The organism is Providencia sp. UF-183 (assembly GCF_058246155.1).
In genome coordinates this window covers 1-2,963 of sequence record NZ_JBSICD010000049.1, presented here as the reverse complement: position 1 = coordinate 2,963, position 2,963 = coordinate 1, and the positions used below count along the sequence as shown (strand labels likewise).

The following is a 2,963-nucleotide window of genomic DNA, read 5'->3' as shown; positions in this document are numbered from 1 at the left end:
ATCTCTCTAAAACACCTTCGGTGTTGTCAGGTTAAGCCTCACGGTTCATTAGTATTGGTTAGCTCAACGTATCGCTACGCTTACACACCCAACCTATCAACGTCTTAGTCTTAAACGTTCCTTTAGGACCCTTAAAGGGTCAGGGAAGACTCATCTCAAGGCAAGTTTCCCGCTTAGATGCTTTCAGCGGTTATCTTTTCCGCACTTAGCTACCGGGCAATGCCATTGGCATGACAACCCGAACACCAGTGGTGCGTCCACTCCGGTCCTCTCGTACTAGGAGCAGCCCCTTTCAATCTTCCAACGCCCACGGCAGATAGGGACCGAACTGTCTCACGACGTTCTAAACCCAGCTCGCGTACCACTTTAAACGGCGAACAGCCGTACCCTTGGGACCTACTTCAGCCCCAGGATGTGATGAGCCGACATCGAGGTGCCAAACACCGCCGTCGATATGAACTCTTGGGCGGTATCAGCCTGTTATCCCCGGAGTACCTTTTATCCGTTGAGCGATGGCCCTTCCATTCAGAACCACCGGATCACTAAGACCTACTTTCGTACCTGCTCGAGCCGTCACTCTCGCAGTCAAGCTGGCTTATGCCTTTGCACTAACCGCATGATGTCCGACCATGCTTAGCCAACCTTCGTGCTCCTCCGTTACTCTTTGGGAGGAGACCGCCCCAGTCAAACTACCCACCAGACACTGTCCGCACCCCAGATAATGGGGCAACGTTAGAACATCAAACATTAAAGGGTGGTATTTCAAGGTTGGCTCCACGCAGACTGGCGTCCACGCTTCGAAGCCTCCCACCTATCCTACACATCAAGGCTCAATGTTCAGTGTCAAGCTATAGTAAAGGTTCACGGGGTCTTTCCGTCTTGCCGCGGGTACACTGCATCTTCACAGCGAGTTCAATTTCACTGAGTCTCGGGTGGAGACAGCCTGGCCATCATTACGCCATTCGTGCAGGTCGGAACTTACCCGACAAGGAATTTCGCTACCTTAGGACCGTTATAGTTACGGCCGCCGTTTACTGGGGCTTCGATCAAGAGCTTCTCCTTACGGATAACCCCATCAATTAACCTTCCAGCACCGGGCAGGCGTCACACCGTATACGTCCACTTTCGTGTTTGCACAGTGCTGTGTTTTTAATAAACAGTTGCAGCCAGCTGGTATCTGCGACTGGCTTCAGCTCCATGGGTAAACCACTTCACCTAGCGCCAGCGTGCCTTCTCCCGAAGTTACGGCACCATTTTGCCTAGTTCCTTCACCCGAGTTCTCTCAAGCGCCTGAGTATTCTCTACCTGACCACCTGTGTCGGTTTGGGGTACGATTAATGATAATCTAGAGCTTAGAGGCTTTTCCTGGAAGCGGGGTATGAGCTACTTCGCCACCGTAGTGACTCGTCATCAGACCTCAGCATATAGTGAACCGGATTTGCCTAATTCACCTGCCTACATCCTTAAACCGGGACAACCGTCGCCCGGCCAGCCTAACCTTCTCCGTCCCCCCATCGCAATTATCACCAGTACGGGAATATTAACCCGTTTCCCATCGACTACGCATTTCTGCCTCGCCTTAGGGGTCGACTCACCCTGCCCCGATTAACGTTGGACAGGAACCCTTGGTCTTCCGGCGTGCGGGTTTTTCACCCGCATTATCGTTACTTATGTCAGCATTCGCACTTCTGATACCTCCAGCATACCTCACAGTACACCTTCACAGGCTTACAGAACGCTCCCCTACCCAACAATATCTAAATATCGCTGCCGCAGCTTCGGTGCATAGTTTAGCCCCGTTACATCTTCCGCGCAGGCCGACTCGACCAGTGAGCTATTACGCTTTCTTTAAATGATGGCTGCTTCTAAGCCAACATCCTGGCTGTCTGAGCCTTCCCACTTCGTTTCCCACTTAACTATGACTTTGGGACCTTAGCTGGCGGTCTGGGTTGTTTCCCTCTTCACGACGAACGTTAGCACCCGCCGTGTGTCTCCCGTGATAACATTCTTCGGTATTCGTAGTTTGCATCGAGTTGGTAAGTCGGGATGACCCCCTAGTCGAAACAGTGCTCTACCCCCGAAGATGAGTTCACGAGGCGCTACCTAAATAGCTTTCGGGGAGAACCAGCTATCTCCCGGTTTGATTGGCCTTTCACCCCCAGCCACAAGTCATCCGCTAATTTTTCAACATTAGTCGGTTCGGTCCTCCAGTTAGTGTTACCCAACCTTCAACCTGCCCATGGCTAGATCACCGGGTTTCGGGTCTATACCCTGCAACTCATTCGCCCAGTTAAGACTCGGTTTCCCTACGGCTCCCCTATACGGTTAACCTTGCTACAGAATATAAGTCGCTGACCCATTATACAAAAGGTACGCAGTCACCCTGATAAATCAAGGCTCCCACTGCTTGTACGTACACGGTTTCAGGTTCTATTTCACTCCCCTCGCCGGGGTTCTTTTCGCCTTTCCCTCACGGTACTGGTTCACTATCGGTCAATCAGGAGTATTTAGCCTTGGAGGATGGTCCCCCCATATTCAGACAGGATAACACGTGTCCCGCCCTACTCGTCGAGTTCACAACACTAACACCTTCGGATACGGGGCTATCACCCTTTACTGCCGGCCTTTCCAGACCGTTCTCCTGATGCTAATGCTGATTAAGACTCTGGGCTGTTCCCCGTTCGCTCGCCGCTACTAGGGGAATCTCGGTTGATTTCTTTTCCTCGGGGTACTGAGATGTTTCAGTTCCCCCGGTTCGCTTCGTTTGACTATGTATTCATCAAACGATAGTGCAACGAATTGCACTGGGTTTCCCCATTCGGAAATCGTCGGTTATAACGGTTCATATCACCTTACCGACGCTTATCGCAGATTAGCACGTCCTTCATCGCCTCTGATTGCCTAGGCATCCACCGTGTACGCTTAGTCGCTTAACCTCACAACCCGAAGGTGTCTTTTATTGA

At 51.6% G+C, this 2,963-nt stretch carries 1 rRNA gene; it reads right to left on the bottom strand.

Annotated features, from left to right (window positions below):
* Positions 1-27: 27 nt before the first annotated feature.
* Positions 28-2,936 (bottom strand): 23S ribosomal RNA (locus AC4IFT_RS22230).
* Between the last annotated feature and the right edge of the window lie 27 nt (positions 2,937-2,963).